Origin of the sequence: Lachnospira hominis (ex Liu et al. 2021) (genome assembly GCF_014287955.1) — a bacterium.
Classification (GTDB): domain Bacteria; phylum Bacillota; class Clostridia; order Lachnospirales; family Lachnospiraceae; genus Lachnospira; species Lachnospira hominis.
Genome location: NZ_JACOPD010000004.1, coordinates 284,178 through 304,140, shown reverse-complemented (window position 1 = coordinate 304,140; position 19,963 = coordinate 284,178). Strand labels below are relative to the sequence as shown.

At 32.8% G+C, this 19,963-nt stretch carries 18 protein-coding genes and 1 pseudogene; 3 read left to right on the top strand and 16 right to left on the bottom strand.

Annotated elements, in window-relative coordinates:
* The 6 genes and pseudogenes from H8S01_RS07470 to H8S01_RS07445 all read right to left on the bottom strand — a co-directional run.
* A partial coding sequence (locus H8S01_RS07470; protein ID WP_186836752.1) for a hypothetical protein occupies positions 1-735 on the bottom strand: 735 nt, incomplete at its 3' end.
* Positions 736-893: 158 nt separating this feature from the next.
* Entirely contained in the window at positions 894-1,556 is a 663-nt protein-coding gene (locus H8S01_RS07465) for a class I SAM-dependent methyltransferase (RefSeq protein WP_186836751.1), read from the bottom strand.
* A gap of 176 nt (positions 1,557-1,732) precedes the next feature.
* Positions 1,733-2,170 (bottom strand): annotated as a pseudogene (tnpA, locus tag H8S01_RS07460) (IS200/IS605 family transposase); the annotation flags it as partial.
* A gap of 37 nt (positions 2,171-2,207) precedes the next feature.
* On the bottom strand, positions 2,208-3,575 hold the full coding sequence (locus tag H8S01_RS07455) for an MATE family efflux transporter (protein WP_186836750.1): 1,368 nt from the start codon (positions 3,573-3,575) through the stop codon (positions 2,208-2,210).
* Between the two features lie 24 nt (positions 3,576-3,599).
* Entirely contained in the window at positions 3,600-4,229 is a 630-nt protein-coding gene (locus tag H8S01_RS07450) for a flavodoxin family protein (protein WP_186836749.1), read from the bottom strand.
* Between the two features lie 97 nt (positions 4,230-4,326).
* Positions 4,327-5,466, bottom strand: a complete 1,140-nt coding sequence (locus H8S01_RS07445) for an aldo/keto reductase (RefSeq protein WP_186836748.1) — start codon at positions 5,464-5,466, stop codon at positions 4,327-4,329.
* 208 nt (positions 5,467-5,674) lie between these two features.
* On the opposite strand from H8S01_RS07445, the gene dtd reads away from it, so the two are divergent.
* Positions 5,675-6,124, top strand: a complete 450-nt coding sequence (gene dtd / locus H8S01_RS07440) for a D-aminoacyl-tRNA deacylase (RefSeq protein WP_021865760.1) — start codon at positions 5,675-5,677, stop codon at positions 6,122-6,124.
* Between the two features lie 50 nt (positions 6,125-6,174).
* On the opposite strand, the gene H8S01_RS07435 is transcribed toward dtd, so the two are convergent.
* The 8 genes from H8S01_RS07435 to H8S01_RS07400 all read right to left on the bottom strand — a co-directional run bounded on the left by H8S01_RS07435 (position 6,175) and on the right by H8S01_RS07400 (position 12,908).
* On the bottom strand, positions 6,175-6,840 hold the full coding sequence (locus tag H8S01_RS07435) for a hypothetical protein (protein ID WP_186836747.1): 666 nt from the start codon (positions 6,838-6,840) through the stop codon (positions 6,175-6,177).
* Positions 6,841-6,943: 103 nt separating this feature from the next.
* Entirely contained in the window at positions 6,944-7,933 is a 990-nt protein-coding gene (locus tag H8S01_RS07430) for a Gfo/Idh/MocA family protein (RefSeq protein ID WP_186836746.1), read from the bottom strand.
* A 301-nt stretch (positions 7,934-8,234) separates the two neighbouring features.
* Positions 8,235-8,993, bottom strand: coding sequence for a hypothetical protein (locus H8S01_RS07425; protein ID WP_186836745.1), 759 nt, complete (start codon positions 8,991-8,993; stop codon positions 8,235-8,237).
* A 170-nt stretch (positions 8,994-9,163) separates the two neighbouring features.
* Positions 9,164-9,445 carry a DUF2325 domain-containing protein gene (locus H8S01_RS07420; protein WP_021865999.1) on the bottom strand — a complete coding sequence of 94 codons (282 nt, stop codon included), beginning with the start codon at positions 9,443-9,445 and terminating at the stop codon, positions 9,164-9,166.
* A gap of 23 nt (positions 9,446-9,468) precedes the next feature.
* The gene (locus tag H8S01_RS07415; RefSeq protein ID WP_186836744.1) at positions 9,469-9,900 is read right to left on the bottom strand and encodes a flavodoxin; all 432 of its coding nucleotides are present in this window, start codon (positions 9,898-9,900) and stop codon (positions 9,469-9,471) included.
* 20 nt (positions 9,901-9,920) lie between these two features.
* Entirely contained in the window at positions 9,921-10,526 is a 606-nt protein-coding gene (locus H8S01_RS07410; RefSeq protein ID WP_021866001.1) for a DUF3793 family protein, read from the bottom strand.
* 252 nt (positions 10,527-10,778) lie between these two features.
* Positions 10,779-11,972, bottom strand: a complete 1,194-nt coding sequence (locus tag H8S01_RS07405) for a pyridoxal phosphate-dependent aminotransferase (protein ID WP_186836743.1) — start codon at positions 11,970-11,972, stop codon at positions 10,779-10,781.
* A gap of 93 nt (positions 11,973-12,065) precedes the next feature.
* The gene (locus tag H8S01_RS07400) at positions 12,066-12,908 is read right to left on the bottom strand and encodes a carbon-nitrogen hydrolase family protein (protein WP_186836742.1); all 843 of its coding nucleotides are present in this window, start codon (positions 12,906-12,908) and stop codon (positions 12,066-12,068) included.
* A gap of 831 nt (positions 12,909-13,739) precedes the next feature.
* Between H8S01_RS07400 and H8S01_RS07395 the strand changes: the two genes are divergently transcribed.
* Both H8S01_RS07395 and H8S01_RS07390 read left to right on the top strand, forming a co-directional pair.
* The gene (locus H8S01_RS07395; protein ID WP_243204274.1) at positions 13,740-14,636 is read left to right on the top strand and encodes a ParA family protein; all 897 of its coding nucleotides are present in this window, start codon (positions 13,740-13,742) and stop codon (positions 14,634-14,636) included.
* The gene (locus H8S01_RS07390; RefSeq protein ID WP_186836741.1) at positions 14,636-15,832 is read left to right on the top strand and encodes a ParB/RepB/Spo0J family partition protein; all 1,197 of its coding nucleotides are present in this window, start codon (positions 14,636-14,638) and stop codon (positions 15,830-15,832) included. Before H8S01_RS07395 ends, H8S01_RS07390 begins: the two co-directional genes overlap by 1 nt.
* Before the next feature lie 669 nt (positions 15,833-16,501).
* Here the strand turns inward: H8S01_RS07390 and H8S01_RS07385 are convergent.
* Together H8S01_RS07385 and H8S01_RS07380 are read right to left on the bottom strand one after the other, a co-directional pair.
* Positions 16,502-17,722 carry a hypothetical protein gene (locus tag H8S01_RS07385; protein WP_186836740.1) on the bottom strand — a complete coding sequence of 407 codons (1,221 nt, stop codon included), beginning with the start codon at positions 17,720-17,722 and terminating at the stop codon, positions 16,502-16,504.
* Between the two features lie 794 nt (positions 17,723-18,516).
* Positions 18,517-19,914 carry a hypothetical protein gene (locus H8S01_RS07380; protein WP_021866606.1) on the bottom strand — a complete coding sequence of 466 codons (1,398 nt, stop codon included), beginning with the start codon at positions 19,912-19,914 and terminating at the stop codon, positions 18,517-18,519.
* Positions 19,915-19,963: the final 49 nt, after the last annotated feature.

Here is a 19,963-nt window from a genome sequence, read left to right as displayed (position 1 = left end):
CATGTCACGCACCTCCGCTGTATGCACTGATAATACTTCTTTTAGAATATTATGGCTTATGGCTTGGTTAATTGCAAGTGTAACGGCTGTGTTAATATCATTTTCCTGTGATATATAGTCACGTATTAGCCCGATAAATGCTGCATAATCGTGGAGCAGCCTGCATTTTTTCATCAATTCAGCATTATTGCCAATATTTATGTTAATCATATGAGCGGTGATTTCCATTGCTGGTTGGAATTTTACCGAATTACAATTGATGGATGTATCGCTGGCGGTGACTTGATTTGAATTATAATTATCAGATTTTTTCACAAACGCATCCGACAGCCTCATCATATACCTTTCCGGCATCTCCTGACGACCGTTGTAAAATATTATGTAGCGTGGTATTGGAATCTGTGCCCGTTTTGATGAGTAGATGTCGATATTATTTTCAGCCACATACTTTTTATAAAGACTTGAAAAATAAAACAATCCACGGAGCGGCATATTTGGGTTGAATGTGCTCTGATGCTCAAAAAGTGACATCTCACTTCCAAGAATAAAAGATATGTCATTCTTATAAGACATATAGACAATATCTTCAAGAGTAGTAATGGTTAAATCAGATACATCCATATAGTCAGTACCATTCAACGCATTATACAAAGAAAGCAAATCCTTAGGATTCTTAAAGATAAACCGAAACAGAGCGTCCTTGTGGTTCCGGTTCAAAAATGGTTCATTGATCAATAGGCAGTCCTCCTTATATATTTATTATTGTGTTAATATATTATTACATGTCATATGCTTTGTCAATACTTTTATGATATTTTTTATATCAATTATGTTATACGAGTGAAAGTCTGAGAACATCTCACCAATATTCCCAGACTTTCACATTACACTTCTTATTTATGACCTTCAATACATATCCAGTTATCATCTTCCTTTATATGCACTTTAACATCTATAAATCCAGCATTTTCAAATAATTTTTTATATTCATCAGGTGTTGGATTATACAGATTAAATTTTTTTATATTTTCCAAAATCTGCACATCTAATCCATCTTTGCCATAAATATCAGCCACAAGCAAAAAAGTTCCATCTGTTTTCAGAACTCTGTACACCTCTTTTAAATTTTCCTGCGGATGTGGCCAGAAATAAAAACTTTCAACCGTAATTATTTTATCAAATGAATTATCCAAAAATGGAAGGCACTCAACAGACGCTTCAATTATGTCTGTTTTTCCGCTTTTTACAGAATCATAATTAGTTTCCTTTGACATTTCAACCGATGTAGACGAATAATCAACACCAGTTAAATGACCTGACACGACACTGTCACTCATTCTTTTTAATGTGGCACCTCCGCCACAACCAATGTCAAGTATTATGTCACTTTCATTTATATTCCAATGTTCCAACGCCCAGCCCGTGACTGCATAATGACTCTCATTCATGCGTTCCAGCATTTTTTGACCGTCATCACCTGTTGGCTTTCTCGGATTTCCAGAGTCTGTAATCTGTTGCTGTGTGCGAATTTCAGAATTAATATCTATGTTACTCATATATTTGTCACCTCAAAATATTTTTTCATATTATAACACATTAAAAAATCATGACCACCAGCTCAGCTGGTGGTTTACTCTGCGGCTACAAGCCTGTGGTACTAGCCGGCTCTAAAGAGCCATTGAAGATTTGCCATGTACATAGCTACCACTGGCAAGCCCTAAAGGGCTTTAGATTATGCCTTATTTACCGGCTCACCAGTAAACGGGTCGATGTATTCCTTCAGTGACATCTGATCATATTTCAAATCTTCCTGCATCTAATTTTTTACATACTCTTCAATTTTATTTGCATTCTTACCTACTGTGTCGACATAATATCCTCTGCACCGGAAATGTCTATTGCTATACTTATACTTCAAATTTGCATGTCTATCGAATATCATCAAAGAACTCTTTCTTTTCAAATATCCCATTATTTCCGATACACTGTACTTCGGTGGTATACCCGCAAACATATGAACATAATCTGGCATACACTCTGCTGCTATTATTTCTACACCTTTTCTTTTACATAATTCACTCAATATGTGACCTATATCCGCTCTTATTTGCTTGTATATAACCTTTCTTCTGAACTTTAGTGCAAATACTATGTGATATTTGCATGTCCATTATGTACAAGTCCTTTTCCTTCTATATACTATTTTTCTACGCAATAACTTTTTTCATCCATTTACCACTGAAATATCTTGTAGTAAATATAATTCCTCTGATTGTCCAATCAGCAAACATTCCGTACCATACCGCCATCGGTCCCATGTTAAAAATCCTTACAAGAGCAATACACAATGCAACACGGCAGCCCCACATAGTGATAATCGACGTTATCATTGAAAACTTCACGTCGCCTGCCGCTCTCATTCCGTATGCCGGAACAAACGAAAGTACCCATACGAGAGGTTTTGCTATTGTAATTGCACCAACCATTTCTATACACATTTTTGCACTCTCAGGTTCCATGCCGCCAAGCATCGTAATAGGCTTTACAAGTGCCAAAACAAGAAGACATGATACTATAATTCCAACCTCTGCAATTCCTGCAAGTTTTACGATATAATACTTTGCCTCTTCCTTCCGTCCGGCACCCATACACTGCCCGACCACAGTCATAAGACACATTCCTACTCCGATACCGAAAATACCATTGACATTTTCAAGAATATTCGTCATAGCCTGTGCTGCTATAGCTGCAGTTCCCATCGTAGAAACTGTTGACTGTATCGCAAGCTTACCGAACTGAAACATGCTGTTTTCAATTCCCGACGGAACACCAATCGCAAGAATTGATGCAATAAGTTTAAAATCTGGTCTGATTGTATAATACTGTGAAACCACAATCTCAAGTTTAGGCTTAGAAAGTGCAATGAAAATAACAACCATACAGAAAATTCTTGATACAAGTGTTGAAATCGCAGCTCCTGCAACACCCATATTAAGCCCAAACATAAGTATTGCATTACCGGTTACATTAATCAGATTGGAAATAATTGAGACAACCATCGGATATCTCGAATTACCGCATGACCTGAAAATCGCCGAACCGGCACTAAACAAAGCAAGAAACGGATAACTCAGTGCTGTATACAAGAAATATGTAACTGCATTATCCATAACATCCTGCTCTACTTTACCAAATATAAAACTAAGAATCGGTCTTCTAAACAAAAGTCCTATAATTGTTATGACAATTGCTATAACCGCAACCGTAAGAACAACCTGTCTTGCTGCCTTATTTGCCCCTTTTTTGTCCTTCATACCTATATAATGCGAACAGATAATTGCCGCACCTGTCGCCATTGCCGAAAACAACTGAACAATAAGATTATTTACCGAATCGACAAGTGACACCCCTGATATTGCCTGACTCCCCAGATTGCTTACCATCATAGTATCAACCATTCCCATAAATGAATTGAGCAGCTGCTCAATTACTATTGGTATAAGCAATGCAAATAAAACCTTGTTGTTAAACATAAGGTCATTTTTGTCTATATTAAATAACTTTTTCTTACTCATATATAATTCCCGATATGTATTATTTTATAAATCTTCTCTTACAAAATTTGTTCTGTTGCCAGACTCTGTATCCGGAAGTTCAATACCGGCATTTTTTCCTGCCTCGAAACATTTCATCATCCATGCTAGATTCTTTGCAAGATTACGCATTGTCTGCATTCCCTCGGCATCTTTTACCACTTCGCCCGGAGTGCGTCCGTGTGCAATATTCCAATATGTAGAACCTGCAACAGGCATCTGTGAAATACCAAAATATTTATTCATTACATCAAATGAAGCTGATGTTCCGCCACGTCTTGCAACAGCAACAGATGCACCCGGCTTAAACTTAAATGCTCCGGAACCACTGTAAAACGCTCTGTCAAGAAATGACAATACACGTCCACTTGGATGTGCATAATATACAGGGGTACCAAAAACAAATCCATCTGCTGTTCTTGCTTTTTCAACAAATTCATTTACAGAATCATCCGTATATACACACTTACCACTTGCACATCCGCCACAGCCTATACAATCTCTTACAGGCTCACTTCCTGTCTGGAAAATCTCATAATCTATTCCTTCTTTTTCAAGCTGCTTTCCAATTTCAAGAAGAGCATTGTAAGTATTGCCTTCTTTCTTACAGCTGCCGTTTAACATTAAAACTTTCATAACATATCTCCATTTCTTATAGATATTACATTGAATCCTATATCAAATAAATATTGCCTTGTATTTTATATCACAAAATCACGTTTTGTAAAACATTTTATTTTCCAAAATAAGCGGCAACTTTTTTAAGATTATTAATAATCGGAAGATGCTGTGGACAGACACGCTCACACTGACCGCATGCAATACAATCGCTCGCTTTTCCAAAATTATTAGTAAGCCTGTCATAATATTCACCCTGCGGTGTCCATCCCTTTCCCTCTGCTTCCTGCTTGTCAGCATTATAAAGAGAAAAATACTTTGGAATAGCAATATGCTTAGGACAGCCGTCCGTGCAGTATGAACATCCTGTACAAGGAATTTCAATACTCTCATTAATTGTCTTAACAGCATCCTTCACTATTTTTTGTTCCTCATCATTAAGAGGTTTGAAATCCTGCATATATCCTGTATTGTCAAGAAGCTGCTCCATATTGCTCATTCCACTAAGAACCATCTTCACATTAGGAAGGCTTGCAACAAACCTTATAGCCCATGAAGGTATTGACATTTCTTTATTATATGCTTTGAATGCCTCTTCAACTTTCTTTGGAACATTAGCAAGCGTTCCGCCCTTTACCGGCTCCATAACTATAACAGGCTTGCCATGCTTTGTCGCAACTTCATAACATTTTCTTGACTGAATTGCCTCACTGTCCCAATCAAGATAATTAATCTGAAGCTGGACAAATTCCATCTCTGGATGCTCTGTAAGTACCTTATCAAGCAATTCTGCATTATCATGGAACGAAAATCCCATATGTTTTACAAGTCCCTGTTTCTTCTTATCAGCAAGCCAGTTAAAACAGTCAAGCTTCTTGTATACCTCATAATGGTCAACACCGACATCATGAAGAAGATAATAATCAAAATATGTAACGCCTGTTTTTTCTCTCTGTTCGTTGAAAACCTTATCTCTGTCCTCAAGTGTCTTTATAAAGCCAGCATGCAGTTTTGTTGCAAGCGTATAGCTTTCTCTCGGATGACGTGATACAAGAGCCTCCTTAGCTGCATTCTCACTTTTAAATCCGCAGTACATCCACGCTGTATCAAAATATGTAAATCCTTTTTCCAAAAATGTATCAACCATTTTCTTTGTAAGTTCAATATCAATACTGCTTCCATCATTCGGATTAAGAAGCGGCAGTCTCATAAGTCCAAAGCCAAGTTTTTTTTCACTTGTAAATACATTTTCCATAAAATCACCATTTTCACCTTTCATAATCTTTATTTATTTTACTCCGTATTTACACTCTTGGCAAATATTTATATACTATCATTTAAAATACCTTATAGCTATATTACTTACTGTGCATCCATTCCACACGTCAAATAATAATTGCAGTAAACCGCTTGCAATGATAGAATAATAAAATCAATTAAAATATTTTAAGAGGAAATCTATAATGAAATTTGTAATACAACGCGTAAATAATGCAGATGTAACTGTTGATAATAAAATTGTCGGTTCAATAGGAAAAGGTTTTCTTATTCTTTTTGGTGCATGTGAGACCGATACAGCTGACATGCTCCCAAAATTTGTTGACAAAATAGTAAAGTTAAGAATTTTTGCAGATGAAAATGGTAAAACCAATCTTTCAATCACTGATGTTGGCGGAGAACTGCTCATCGTAAGCCAGTTCACATTATATGCTGACTGCCGCAAAGGAAACCGCCCAAGCTTTGTACATGCCGGTTCACCTGACGCAGCCAACGAATTGTATGAAAAATTTATTGAATTATGCCGCGAACGCATACCAAAAGTTGAAACAGGCATTTTCGGTGCTGATATGAAAGTACGCCTTGAAAACGACGGTCCTTTCACAATCGTCCTTGACAGCAGGGATTTTACGTAAGTGCTGTGGCTGCAACATACCTATATCTTCCTCAAAAAAACTATTCCGCCTCACCACAGAATCCTTATTTTATCCAATAGTGTAATTCCCGTATCTAACGAATCACTAACTCCCACAGAATCGCCCAACCATTCCCCAGGCTGCATTGTTCTTCCACACCCTAATAAAACAGGCAGAGGATCTATATTATCAGTTACGCTGTTATCCAATGTAATAATCTTTGTTGTATCAAGACAATATGCCACGCCTTTGCTGTAATTAATCGTATATTTGTATGATTTCCCTTTTCTGCCAAACATTCCTGCAAATGGATTATTAATGTCAACACCATATTCATTTACTAAATCTTTTTCCCCTCGCCTGATTCTTTCCATAAAAATTGAAATTTCTTCTGTCACATCATTCCTTGCTGCCTCAAACTTGCATGATACATTTTTGAAATATTCATATGTGTAATCTATAAAATTGCCTTCAAACTTGTCGTCCAGTAATATGACATTTAACATGTCCGGTATGTTTATACTGGATTGGTCATATTCATCACCTAAGAATATGATTTTACTACCCTTCCATTCATTGCCCATTAACTCTTTTAATGAACAAAGCAGAGCATTATTTATATATACTGACTCGTATCCTTTATATCCAATATCAAAATCACCCGGACTTATGTATTCTTTTTTATCAAGATTAATCCAATTAAAATACTCTCCCATATATCTTCCTCATTATTCTATAGCCTATTTACTACCTCTTTATAAAGTATATTATTCATTGTCATGCAATATCAATTTATTTAGAATAATCTATTTATTTTGTTTAAACCTGTGTCTCGCCATCAAATATCATATTCCAGCTCATACGGATATCATACATCAACCGTGTAAGTGCTATACTATCTTTAGCTGTATATACATCACTACTGCAATACCCAAGTTTTACACATCTGCTTGCTTCCCTGATTTCATATTCAAAGCCATTTATATCAACCGGACAATCTATTGTTTCTGGTTCTTTTCCTTCCACCTCAAGTATCATAGTCTCAGCGTGTTGAAAATCCGGCAAAAATATGTTTCCCTTTGTTCCCTCAATTCTGGCATTACGTTTCAATTCATGTCCTATTGTCTGAACTGATTCAGCAGTTAAGCCATCGCTGTATTTAAATTTCAAACAGCTATAATCATCTGTTCCATACTCATTGAGATTCACTTTCAGAGTTTCAACATTTTGCGGATCCTGTCCGCATATAATACGCAAAAATCCCAGATTGTATATTCCAATATCTAACAGAGCACCTCCACCAAGACCTGAATTAAATTTACGGTCTTTTCTAGCACCTGTTGCAACAAACCCATACTGGCATGAAATATGTTTTATTTCGCCTATTGTTCCTTGTTGTATGATACTGTGCAAACGTGCATACAATGGAAGAAACCATATCCATAATCCCTCCATAATAAATAGATGCCTATCCCTTGCCATATTATACAGCTCCTGTGCCTGTTTCTCATTTATTGTAAACGGCTTTTCACACAATACATGCTTGCCATGCTCAAGACATAACCTGCAATTCTCATAATGTAAAGTATTTGGTGTCGCAACATAAACAGCCTCAACATCCTGATCTTTAACCAGTGCTTCATACGATTCATAATATCTTGGAATATCATGCTCCATAGCAAATGCTTTTGCACTTTCAATGTGACGTGAACCGACTGCTATCAGCTGTTCATTTTCTTTACCCATCTGATTTATGGTTGATGCAAATTTTTTTGCAATATTACCTGTAGCCAAAATTCCCCACTTCATCCTATCTCTCCTATCGATTCTATAAATTCATTTATTTTCTGTTATTGATTTGCTATTGAATTATTAACAATTAGCTGGCCAATTTATATCAGCAATAATACCTTATAAACATTTAATGCAAACTACTGTTAATATTTAATATTATAACATATTTATATGTAATATATATATGATTCTAACACATTTTTCCATACCCACAATGCAACACAAAAATCCCGCGGCAGTTTATCGTATAACTAACTGCCACGGGATTATTAATTTCTGTTTATCACAGAAGTCTCATTATCAATTTATATTATTTTCAATTCCATCTGGTTATGTAATATCCCTGTAAATCCTCACGCATAATCTTTCTACCCCAGCTAATCATACACGTTTCATAATCAGCATTACATTCAGCTACAATTACATAATCATCTGTTTTTTCGAGTATAAATACCGTATGTGAATCACCCTGAATCCTTGCCTGGTCTCCAACTCTGAGACTATCGTAATTATAAAATCGCTCAGCCGCTGCATCACTTCCAAAAATATAATCACTCAGATAACTTGCAAATCCCCAGCACTGCGTACTTGTATCCTTATACACGTATGCGTCGTCAGACATCCCATTATATAGATTGCAATATGCTTCTCCATTTTCTGCATGATTGCACGGAATATCTGTTACCATAAGGTAATCTGTTCCGTCTGATTCAACGCCCATATGATTCCAATATTTACCAGAAGGAAACATCTGCTTTAACTCTTCCACTTTATCGTTAAATGAATCCAGCCATCCGGAAGGATATTGATAATCTGAGGCTTCTTCAGATTCGGACACCGTCTCTACTTCTGTTTCTACTCCAGATTCTGACGCACTATCATCCATGTTAACCCCAATGTATTCAGCTGCAAATTTTTCTCCAAGTTCATCCTGTGTCTTCATTTCAATTGAACTTTTGATTTCTGAAGTTTTAATATTTTTTCCCATTCTTACAACCATTACTAACATAAGACCAAGAAAAAAGATAACAGCCACATATTGTTTTTTTATAATTCTTTCTTTGATATTTTTCATATCTATCACCTCTGTCTTTTAACCTCTCCGATTGATATAAAATCTTTTGCTATTTCTTTCTATATCTTTATACGAAGCTTAGTTAAAATCAGTTTCAATTTTTTTAAAATTTGTTATTTTATTAAAAAATCATCCGGTAATCAATATGAACAACCTTAAATATCTATAAATTATGCATTAACTCCTGCAAGAATCTCTTCTAACGCATTTTGACTGCTCGTATGGCATCTTATAACATTTGCATTACATCTTTCAGCCTCTGCCAATGCACATTTTACCATTTTATGGCATACTGTATTTGTAAATAAAACTATCAAGTCAGGACTTCCAATCTGGTCTTTCAGATTTCCTTTCATTCTTGTAAATACTTTTGCCTTACAGTTGTGTTTTTTACATATGTTCACATACTGTCTTTCCATTCTTTCATTTCCACCAATAATACAAATTGACATATAAAACTCCTTTCGTGCTTTTTCTATTCTGCCGCAAGTTCATTTCCAAGCTTTTTACATGCATTTACTGCTTCATCATCAGGTGCTTCTACACAAATAACACCTTCACCACCGACAATAACAGCACCTGCATTTTCAAATCTTGATGCCCAGTCTCTCATCCACTGCCCATCACCCCAGCCATAAGAGCCAAACAAGCCTATTTTTTTACCTGATACAGAACCTTCAAGTTCTGCAACAAATGGCTCCATTTCTGTCTCTTCAAGTTCTTCAGCCCCCATTGCCGGGCATCCGAGTGCAAATACTGTTTCGTCATTCAAATCTGCTGCTGTTACTGCTGATACTTCAAGAACTGCTGCTTCTTTTCCTGCCTCCTTAATTCCCTCAGCAACTGCATTTGCCATTGACATTGTGTTTCCTGACTGTGACCAGTAAATAACTTTAATTTCGCTCATTTCTTACCTCTTTCCCACTATTATAGTGCAATATTTTCAAGATTTTTTATGCTTACTCCCTGAGCAAGAAACCATATAATCTGCTCTTTTGCTTTCTCAAATCTTTTGAAAAGTGATGATTTTGCCGCAACATCCTCATAAACTTTCCAATATCCTGTATAAAGACTGTTCTCACCATTGTTTTTTAGATATCCCTCTACATCCTCAACTGGGTACCCTAGAAATAAGCCCATTTCATGCGGAAAATATTTCTTCGTCTGCATGTAGCAGCAATATCTGTCTGCAAATGTGTCTATAAGTCCTGAAATATCTTCTTCGTCTACGATATTCTTTTCATATCCGCTATTTTTCAGAATATTTTTCACACGTATATCAGAAAAATAATTTTCAAGAATATCTTTTTTATACAGAAGCATTGTCAACTTTTCTTTGCCTCTGAACAGAATCTTCCATGAAATATGCATCTCATTCATCAGGCTGATAAGATAATCTGCCTGTTCATTATTTACATTAAATAGATTGGAAAATCTTAAACCACTTATCAGAGGTGCACATTGTAAAGCAATCTGAACTTCAAGATTATCAAGATTCATCTGTTTAACGATTTCAAATATTTCCTGACTCATTCCAGCCTCCTTATAAGATTTTTATTTGATTTAGTTTAATCTTATAAAAGTTAGACTTAACTAACCACAGTTATATTATTATATTTAAATATTGACGTCAAGTGCTTTATTGATACATTTTTTCATTATGATTATTCTATCCTGGCAAATAAAAAACACATATACAATGATTTCCGATAACGATAATCATTACACATGTGTCTTTCAATTTATTATTTTATTTTATATTTTGATTCTCTGAAATAGAATTAATTATTTCGCGTATTTTTCTTTTAAAGCTTTAAATGCCTTAAATGAACGCTTAATCATGTCTTCGTCGACACAATAAGATATTCTTACATATCCCGGGCATCCAAAATCTGTTGCCGCAACAAGAAGTAAATCCTCCTCTTTTGCTTTTTCACAGAAGTTCTCAGCATCAGATTCTAATGCTTTTACAAACATATAAAATGCTCCGTCCGGTTTGAAACATTCATATCCAAGCTCTGTCAATCCATCATATAATAAGTCTCTGTTCTTTTTATACAAATTAACATCACCTGTCTGACCTACGCATTTTGCAATAACCTTCTGAAAAAGACTAGGTGCACAAACATATCCTAAGGCTCTTCCTGCTCCACAAACTGCTGCATAAAGCTTCTTACTTTCATATGCTTCATCAGGAACAAGAATGAATCCAATTCTTTCTCCAGGAAGAGAAAGCGATTTACTGTAAGAATAACATACAATTGTATCGTTATAATACTTTGTAACATATGGAACTTCAACTCCATCATAAACAATCTCACGATATGGTTCATCTGTGATAATAAAAATATGAGTTCCATATTCTTCTGACTTCTTGCTAAGAAAATCTGCAAGTTTCTTGATTGTCTGCTCTGAATACACGGCTCCTGACGGATTATTTGGTGAGTTAATAATAACCGCCTTCGTATTCTTATTTACTAATTTTTCAAATTCATCGAAATTAATCTGGAAATTTTTTGTATCAGGTGCTACAACATTAAACTTTGCTCCTGCCGCAGTAACAAATACTCTGTATTCCGGGAAAAATGGTGCTATTGCAATAATCTCGTCATCTGGTGATGATGTAAGTGCCTTAAATGCTATTGAAAGTGATGCTGCTGCACCCATAGTCATATAAAGATTATCAGCCTTAAAATTTGTCTCATATGTATTATTAAGATAATCTGCTATTGCCTGTCTTGTCTCCAGATCTCCCTGTGCTGATGTATATCCATGAAGGGAGATAGAATCAAGGCTCTGTGTCAATTCCCTTATTGTCTTATTAACACAGTCAGGTGCCGGAACTGTCGGATTTCCAAGACTGAAATCATATACATTCTCAGCTCCTACAATAGCTGCTCTTTTCTTTCCATATTCAAATAATTCTCTGATTGCAGAACGTTTACTGCCTAATTCATACATGCTTTCTGATACAAACATAAAATCCTCCTTAATTTTACAAAACAAAAATCCCGCAGTTAAATCACATCCCGGAATAAAACGTTTCGTATCTGTCTCACAACTTATCTTATTTTATAACCATTTTCTGTAAAGGTCAATTCTTCTGTTTTTAAGTTCAGGATTAACCTGCCTGCAGGTATCCGTGTAGGATTTGTCAATCTGTGTCACAAAATATCCTTCTTTGTCAGAAATGCCTCCGATAATAATTCCTTTTGCATCTATTACCATACTTCTTCCAAAAAATCCTTTACCATCCGGTCTGTCGCCAATCTGGTTAACTCCAATAACCGGCGTAACATTCATTATTGATGAAGATTTCAATATAATCTCCCATTGATCAGAATTTGGCTTATAGAATGCTGCCGGAACACAAAACAAATCAGCTCCTCTTAATGACAAAGCTCTTGAAATCTCTGGAAATCTTGTATCATAACATATCCATACTCCAACTTTTCCAATATCAAGACTAAATATTCCAAGTCTATCACCTGAACTAAATTCATCAGATTCTTTTACATTAAAAGCATCAAACAAATGAATTTTTTCATAATTGCCAACAATTTCACCATTTCTATTTATTACATAACAGATATTGGTTGGTTTTTCTGCTTCATTTTTTCCATTATCACTCACATAGTCACATGAAAACCGCGCAAATGAGCCACCTATAACATTAACCTTATAATTTTTTGCAACAGATTTAAGCCAATTGACAAAAAAACTCTCATTATACTTATTATATTTTGATGAACCGCATTGAGGTTTAACAAATTGTTCTGGCAGAACAATTAAATCAATATCAGAATTATACTTAAAAGCCTCTGCAATATATTTTTCTGCATTTTTCAATGTACTCTCATTACCACCATTACAATCAAGCTGTATTCCACACACTGTGATAATTTCACCATGCATAACATTCACACTCCCTATCAGTTTTATAATATTCTACACCCGTAAATGCCACAATAGCAATACTTTAAATATACTAATATATAATTTAAAATATTGTTACACGTGAAACTCAAACATGTGTTTTTATGTTGCATATTAAATAATTTTTATAATAACATATTATATATTTTTATAGTTCTATCTATCATTATCATATAGTGTATTTTGAACTCAGTTCACTTTCTAATATTTTGATTTTTCTTTAAATTTACTTATATCTTTTTAAATTGTATTATAAAGATTTTTTAACATAAACAACTGAAGTGAACTGAGTTCCATTTTAATATCCTATATTTTATCTTGCAAATTCTATTATTTCTTAATTTGCATTATTTTGTGATTTACATTTTCTTGTGAACTATATTACTATATTACACTATTAATCACAATTAATTGTATCTTATTCATTATAATAAATAACTCCATGATATTGTTTTATTAATTATTATCCTGCCTCTGCTAAATTAATTTTAATCAAATTCATATATACATCTCCTATATTTCTCCGTTACATTAATGTAAAATTTTGTGAACTCAGTTCAAAATCACCTGAATTAAATTCAAATTTAAAAATCCAGGCACTGAAATTCAGATACTAAAATTCAAATATAATAATTCATATATAATAATTCATATATAATAATTTATACAAATATTTATTATACAATAAATCATTTTAAATATGGTCATAACTATAATATTATTGCATAATATAAAATATATGGCTTCTTATAAAAACAACTTCTTTTTACATTAAAATCACACAATATCACTTGATTTTAGGAGAATAGCATGTATAATAAGATTATAAATAATTTTTTGAACTCAGTTCCGAAAAAAGATAAAAAAGGAAGTACAAAAATGTCAGAAGTAATAAGTTTAATAAACGAAAAGGGTGGTGTTGGTAAGTCAACATCTGCAATCACTATTGCACAAATTCTTGCAATATCTGGTTACCAGGTGCTTCTTATTGACCTTGACCCACAGATGAACACAACTAAGATGTTTGGAAAAGATGAAGATAACAGCAATATTAATTATGAACATTTGTTCTGTGAAAAACAGTTAAGAGAATCATCTGTACTGGAATTCGTCAGTGAAACAGATTACAAAAATATTTCAATATTGTCTGCATCAAGAGAGCTCAACACTTTAATATACAAAATATATGATAAAAGCAAAGAAGTTAATGTTGAATTATATTTAAAACATAATTTAAGTTTCCTAAAAAAGAAATTTGACTACATAATTATAGATAACTCACCATTTAAATCATACCTTACAAGCTGTGCAATATGTGCAAGTGATAAGATAATAACTCCGATTTGCGTAGACAACTTCTCATATGATGGACTTATGTCTTTGCTCGATACAATAGAAACTCTTAATACAAAATATTCACTTTCAATCGAATTTGCAGGTATTTTTATGACAAGAGTTGCTGGCAGAACAACTTTATTTAAACAGATGTTTGAAAGTTATGAAAACATGTTCGGTGAAAGATTCCTTCCGGTCTCTATACGTAATTGTATTGCTGTAAGCGAATCTAACACAACATTTGAACCATTACTCACATATGACAAGCGGTGTAGTGCTGCACAGGATTATATTGAACTTGTCAACTACCTCGGATTAATGGACAATAAACATTTTAGAGAACTTGCGAAATATCTGAAAGGAGAAAAGTAATGACTAAGAAGAATTTTGCTGCCGGCATGACAAAAACAGGCGTTCTTAATAATATGGGTGGTGAAAAGCTCAAGGAAATGCAGGCAAAAACTGAATATAACTTTCAATACATTCCAAAAGAGAAGATAATTTCTAATCCAAAAAATGAAAAATACAGCCAGGACGGTATTGATGCTCTCATGGAAAGTATTTTAATTAACGGTCTACGCCACAATCTTTCAGTAATATATGATGCTGATAATGATAATTACCGTCTTGTTTCAGGAGAAAGACGTTATCATGCAATCTGCAAGATGACTGATAAAGAATATAATACATTATTCCCAACCGGAATACCATGCAAAATTGAAAAATCCAATATATCAGAGATAGACGAAGAAATTATGCTTATTTCCGCCAATCATGATGTAAGAGAAACTTCAATGGAGGTAAAACGTTGGGAAGTATCACGTTTAAAAGAGTTATATGAGGCCAAAAAATTAAAAGGTGAAATCAAAAATATTAATGCTGAAATAGCAAAACAACTTAATATTTCTGAGAGACAGGCAAGAAAGTACACAACAGCAGAAAAACTTATTCCTGAATTAAGTGAACTGCTTAACGCCAATGGAATCGATTTAAACCAAGCTGATAAATTTGGTCGTCTTGATGAAGATGCACAAAAAAGTATCCTTGAAATTCTTAAGAAAAATGGAAATATTGACAATGCTGAATACCAGTCAATAAAGAAAATTTCAGAAGAACGTTCAGAAGAAGCTAAAAAATACAAAAAAGAACTAGAAGAAGCGGCTAACCAGATTAAAGTTCAGGAAAAAACTGTAAAACACCTTGAGGAACGTATACAGCAGCTTGAAAAAAATCCTCTTCCAACAAAAACAAAAGAAGACCTTGAAGATGAAATAAAATATATTACTGAAGCCAAGAATAAAGCTGAACGTGAAAAGGCAAAATTAGAAACTAACATTGAAAAAATGAAACAACAGCAAAAAGAAAAAGAGCAGCGACAAACTCAGATTTCAGATGCTGAACTTAAAAGGATTAATTCGATAGCAAAGGCTGAACAGGCACTTGCCATGTTAGAAACTAATTTTGATATATTAAAAAACAATAAAAATGTTATAAAAACAGACTATGACGTCAAGGTTAGATTGGAAATTTTAAAAAATCGTATGGATGATTTATTATCAAATATATGATTTATCTTCTAATTAATGTATATATCGTAAAACGCTGTATATTGCAATATTACAGCGTTTTTATGTTATATGAAGATTTTATCAAATAAGATAAAAAAATGTCATTTTAAGGAAATTAACGCATATTTTCTAAACCTACATTTCATTTTTATAATATATGTAATTTTAAGTATTATCAAATATTTATTATAATAAGTATAAATGAAATAACTCATAAAAATATGATTGTTAATTATAAATTTAATATATATATACATATATAAAAAACAGATATTGATAACTAAGAAGGGCAGGAGAGCAGTAATTATGGGCATTACCTGCTTTTTTTAATGTTATTTTTTTTCTTATTACAAGTTGCTTTTTGTATATGTAATGTCGTTTATTTAAAATAATGTGTTTATTTTTTAAATTTTATAGCATTTTTTTTTCATATTTATGTTTTTTTTTATCTATATAAAGTTGAATTAATTCTTTTTTATGTTGAAAACTTTCCCAATTTTTTTATATATTTTACAATCAAGGTATAGCCGGTATCATAAATGTATTCAAAGAGGAAGTAGTTAATATCAGAAAAAACAGATAATAAATAAAAAACGAACAATTTATTTTGTGTGATAAAAAACAGACAATAAAAACAGAAAAATGTGTACAAAAATAAGGCTGTTGTGGTTAAGCAGCCGAAAAATTATCAGAACCTGTAGAAGACGATGAACCTGGTCCGGTAGAATTATTAATCAAAGAAATTATAATTGTTCTTAAAAGACCTCCAAGATTTGTAATCTCACGTTCGTGTAATATGTAATTATTATAAACAGTTGACAATGCGGTAATTACATAATTATAAGAGTACTGCATTGCAAGCTGAGCAAGATCATCATATTCATAATCCTTTATTTTTATAAATTGGAAATGAATATCCTGTTTTTCATTTTGAGCTGAAAAGAAATCAAAGCTGTCATCAGGAAAGACATTACTGCTGTTGACTGAAATTACAGTCTGATTAAAATCAGCTATAAATTCTTTGAATAGTGATATATACTGATTAAAACATTCATCTTTTCTTCGCCTGCAGTTAAAGTTGTCATTGATCTCAAAACGAATTACTTTGTCATTAACTGAAATGTCAAAAATATCTGATTTTTTACTTATAGCATCTTTGATAATACAAGGTCTGCAATAATCAGGAAGTACAAGCTTAATTTCTTTAAATGTTTTTGATACAGCTGTGAAAGGAGCTTTGATATTGAGATTGTCAATTTCAATTAATTCTCTTAGATGAATTCTTAATGTAAGCAGATTTTCAAGTTGAATAATCTGTTTCAATAAATCTAAAGACATGACAAAAAACCCCCTGCCGCCTTTATTGGCAGGAAGATAATAACTTTCGTAATCATTAAGACATACGGTAATATTATATGTAGAACTTTTACAATATGAAATATAATTGTACCTGCTTAATATTTCGAGATTATTAAAAATTGTCTTTATGTCGCAGCCTAATTCTTTAGCCAGTTGTAATGAATTGACATTACAAATAACACCAAATTTATCTGGATGATAGAAATGGAGCAGTAACAGCAGTTTTATTGAATTGGATTTTAAGCGTGGCTTATAACCATAACGATTCTTTTCATTATGGTATATCTTTTTATATACAGTCTTCGTAGTAAGAACTTTATGTGGACAACTTTCACATATTACCTGAGCCGCTTTATATGTATCAGAATCTGTGTCAAAACTGTTTATAATATCACAGTATTTACAATTATGACATGTGTTATTATCATGATCTATAACATTAATTGATTCTGATGCAGTCTCTGTATAATTTTTTTGTAAACCAAGAGATTGAATCAGCACGGCTTTGCCGATATTAGCAAATAAATCCACAGTTCTCACCACCTTTCTTGCATTATTTAACAATTTTTGAAGGAAAAAATCAAATCGGGATTTTTACTCGGTTTTTATCCACTTTTTGTTTTTTTTTGAATTTTTTTTAATATACATGTCTACATTTTTGAAACTTTGATGCGATTTACTCCAAATTTATCTACATAATTTCTTTAAATTTTTTTATGTAGAGTCTTCTGGAGATTTTTGCATGATTTACTCTAAATTTATCTACATCAATAAGTTAATGTTTTCTATAAGTAGCATATTTTTGTAAAAAAACCAGTGTTTAAGCCAAAAATGTAGACATCAAAAATTTTTTTTTCGAAAAAAAATGTAGAAAAAGGAGATTAATTATATATAAAATTAACATATAAAATGATTTATGACAAATATCGTCAATAAAAATTGCCTTTTTTACTCTAAAATTATCTACATATCATTTTTTTACTCCAAATTAGTCTACTTTTTGATATTTAAATATATATCTACGTAGAATTTTACTCCAAAATTATCTACATTTCTTTTATAACGTCAAACTGATAGCATATTTGCAGTTGATAAAAAGATAATTAAAAATAAAATAAAATGAGACAGAGCCAGTAAAAATGCCATATTTATAAATAAATGACATGTAAAAACAAAATAATAACGACAAATATAATTGAAAAAGAGCGTTAAAGTACATTGCATAAAAAAAGAGAGCATGTAATAAATACAATACTCTCTTTTTTAGTGATATGTTAAGTGACTGTTTTGACAACGATATTTTAAGCAAAATGTAGACAATACGCTTATTTAAGTTTATCAGAAACCGAAACAGCCTTAGTATTATCAAAATGTAAATCTTCGATTTCTGCCGGTGAAAGAGGAAGAAAATGAATTACAAAAACACCATTTTTTAATTCAAAACTTTCGATAGCAATTTTGTTATCTACAAATTCCTGAAGACTTTCTTGTATAAGCTGAAGATTTTTCTTCTTATTTTTTAGTTTGAAACGTACAATCTTCTGGAAATATGTATAACTGTATTCATTAGTCAGGCTTTCCTGATTAGCAATCTGTTCACGTTTTAATGCATAACAAATAATCTTTGAAAGATTGTTCTGCAGTACATCGTATGAAGATGAGGTTATTGAGATTAATTTTTTCTGGATTATGGCATTGCTTAATATTTCACCAAATTGTGCAATAGCATATGGTCGCTCGGCATCTTCCTTTATTGCAATATTATCAAAGAGGTTGAAATACATTTTGCTGCCTTCTTCTTCGTAAGAGAAGTTATATTCGACAAGCTTACGGCATGAATTGGAAATTTTGTTAAGTACATTTTTTCCGACATGATAATCAACAACCTCCTTGCCCAAAGTATTAAGATCGACAATAACAGATTTTTCTCTTGAAAATTCCTGCATATTAATGTTCGAGATAAAAGCATTAATAAGTTTTAAATCATTAGAATCCATTGACTTTGGAGGAGTAAGCTTACCTGTATTTACAGTAACTTCCAGAAGTTCCTGTCCATTTTCATCTGTAATAATTTCTTTAAGAAGATTATTTGATGCTGTGTCCATCATAAGTGTAAATGAAGATGGAGAGAAGAGTGGTCTGTTGAGAAGCTGCTCCGGGAACATTCTCATATATGAATCAATATTTCCTGCCAGGTCTGCCTCTATATATTTCCAGGCACTTATTATAAGGTCATTTTTTAATGAATTAAAAATTGAATTATTTGTAAAAGTTGATAGTCCCGGAAATTCGATCAGAAGGCTGTTCGAGTTATCTTTCCACTCGGTTGCTTTTGTTTTATATTGTGCAATAATTTCGTCAAGCTCCATATTTCCGAACATATTGACATATTGGTCAATAGGGAGTGAGCGTGCCATATTTATAATATGGGAGAGTGGATGTTTAGGGTCATCAATGCTTATTGTGTCAACATCATTAATGTATGACTTGTACCATCTGGCACGTTTTTGCAGACGGGATTTTTTAATCTTGTTGACGATAGGAATCAAATCTTCACGGCTTGTTTTGCCTTCGAGATAGTCCATAAGTGTTTCGTCAATTAATTCTGTAAAAGTTTTTGCAGGAAATTTGAAAATTTCATGCTTCATATTAAAAAAATCGGCAATAGCAGGATCTATGTGCTTAGCCAATTCTTCGATAAACTGTCTTGAATATTGTTCCATTTAATAACCTCGCATTAGTAAAATTGCAAAATATTATATTTATTATAAT

What these genes read in the sequence shown, in the direction of transcription:
- H8S01_RS07465 (WP_186836751.1), bottom strand. Translation starts at nt 1,556, where the DNA reads ATGAGTAACATAGATATTAATTCTGAAATTCGCACACAGCAACAGATT.
- H8S01_RS07455 (WP_186836750.1), bottom strand. Translation starts at nt 3,575, where the DNA reads ATGAGTAAGAAAAAGTTATTTAATATAGACAAAAATGACCTTATGTTT.
- H8S01_RS07450 (WP_186836749.1), bottom strand. Translation starts at nt 4,229, where the DNA reads ATGAAAGTTTTAATGTTAAACGGCAGCTGTAAGAAAGAAGGCAATACT.
- H8S01_RS07445 (WP_186836748.1), bottom strand. Translation starts at nt 5,466, where the DNA reads ATGGAAAATGTATTTACAAGTGAAAAAAAACTTGGCTTTGGACTTATG.
- dtd (WP_021865760.1), top strand. Translation starts at nt 5,675, where the DNA reads ATGAAATTTGTAATACAACGCGTAAATAATGCAGATGTAACTGTTGAT.
- H8S01_RS07435 (WP_186836747.1), bottom strand. Translation starts at nt 6,840, where the DNA reads ATGGGAGAGTATTTTAATTGGATTAATCTTGATAAAAAAGAATACATA.
- H8S01_RS07430 (WP_186836746.1), bottom strand. Translation starts at nt 7,933, where the DNA reads ATGAAGTGGGGAATTTTGGCTACAGGTAATATTGCAAAAAAATTTGCA.
- H8S01_RS07425 (WP_186836745.1), bottom strand. Translation starts at nt 8,993, where the DNA reads ATGAAAAATATCAAAGAAAGAATTATAAAAAAACAATATGTGGCTGTT.
- H8S01_RS07420 (WP_021865999.1), bottom strand. Translation starts at nt 9,445, where the DNA reads ATGTCAATTTGTATTATTGGTGGAAATGAAAGAATGGAAAGACAGTAT.
- H8S01_RS07415 (WP_186836744.1), bottom strand. Translation starts at nt 9,900, where the DNA reads ATGAGCGAAATTAAAGTTATTTACTGGTCACAGTCAGGAAACACAATG.
- H8S01_RS07410 (WP_021866001.1), bottom strand. Translation starts at nt 10,526, where the DNA reads ATGAGTCAGGAAATATTTGAAATCGTTAAACAGATGAATCTTGATAAT.
- H8S01_RS07405 (WP_186836743.1), bottom strand. Translation starts at nt 11,972, where the DNA reads ATGTTTGTATCAGAAAGCATGTATGAATTAGGCAGTAAACGTTCTGCA.
- H8S01_RS07400 (WP_186836742.1), bottom strand. Translation starts at nt 12,908, where the DNA reads ATGCATGGTGAAATTATCACAGTGTGTGGAATACAGCTTGATTGTAAT.
- H8S01_RS07395 (WP_243204274.1), top strand. Translation starts at nt 13,740, where the DNA reads ATGTATAATAAGATTATAAATAATTTTTTGAACTCAGTTCCGAAAAAA.
- H8S01_RS07390 (WP_186836741.1), top strand. Translation starts at nt 14,636, where the DNA reads ATGACTAAGAAGAATTTTGCTGCCGGCATGACAAAAACAGGCGTTCTT.
- H8S01_RS07380 (WP_021866606.1), bottom strand. Translation starts at nt 19,914, where the DNA reads ATGGAACAATATTCAAGACAGTTTATCGAAGAATTGGCTAAGCACATA.